Origin of the sequence: Vibrio sp. 10N.222.46.A1, assembly GCF_041473595.1 — a bacterium.
GTDB lineage: Bacteria > Pseudomonadota > Gammaproteobacteria > Enterobacterales > Vibrionaceae > Vibrio > Vibrio tasmaniensis_A.
In genome coordinates this window covers 1-713 of record NZ_JBFRSN010000985.1, presented here as the reverse complement: position 1 = coordinate 713, position 713 = coordinate 1, and the positions used below count along the sequence as shown (strand labels likewise).

Genomic DNA, 713 nt, shown 5'->3' with positions numbered 1-713 from the left:
CATGGGGCGGATACGTTTGAGTTGTAACTTACTGCTTTATTGAAATTCTTCAGGGGAAAACTTTTCGTCGAAGCATCATGATTTGTGTACCCGAAAGCCAATCTATTTCGGTCATTTATTGTCATTGTTATAGGCTATTGAAATGTAGACCAAAAGACGAAGCTGCCGTATAAGCAGCATACGCAAAACAAACGAATGAACCTAAGACAACAACTATTGTAACTGCGTTAATAGCATGACCAATTTTGTCCTTATGATGTCCATAACACAACTGAGATAGATATGTTGTTGCAGTAGCAAAAGCAGCTGTAAGCAGACCTGCACAAAAGATCAATATAGATAAACTTAAAGCCGAAGTGACATTAACGGAAGAACCTTCAGTCCATATCTTTCCTGTGAATGCTAAAAGCGCAGCAGCGGCACCGCCATTTATAACCATACTGGCTTTTAATGCAGCCTGCCCCGCGGTAATAACGGATTTAAATAACTCAACAGAGTGAGCAGAGACATTTTGAGAATGAGCTATATTTCTTGAATTTTCAGCTTGAAACTCGGCTAAATTTTGATCATGTTTGAGCTTATCAATTTCGTATGATGTTTCTGTACGTTTAGACAACTGGGCCATGTAATTGTCCATAGCATCAATTGATATATTTTCTTGTTCTTTATTTCGGAGTTGCTGAAGTGCATTACGAACTTCATCTATGACTTCA

Annotated in this window: 1 protein-coding gene; it reads right to left on the bottom strand. The window is 38.3% G+C overall.

Annotated elements, in window-relative coordinates:
- Positions 1 to 127 precede the first annotated feature (127 nt).
- The coding region (locus AB4496_RS22870; protein ID WP_372132074.1) for a hypothetical protein at positions 128 to 713 on the bottom strand (586 nt) is incomplete at its 5' end.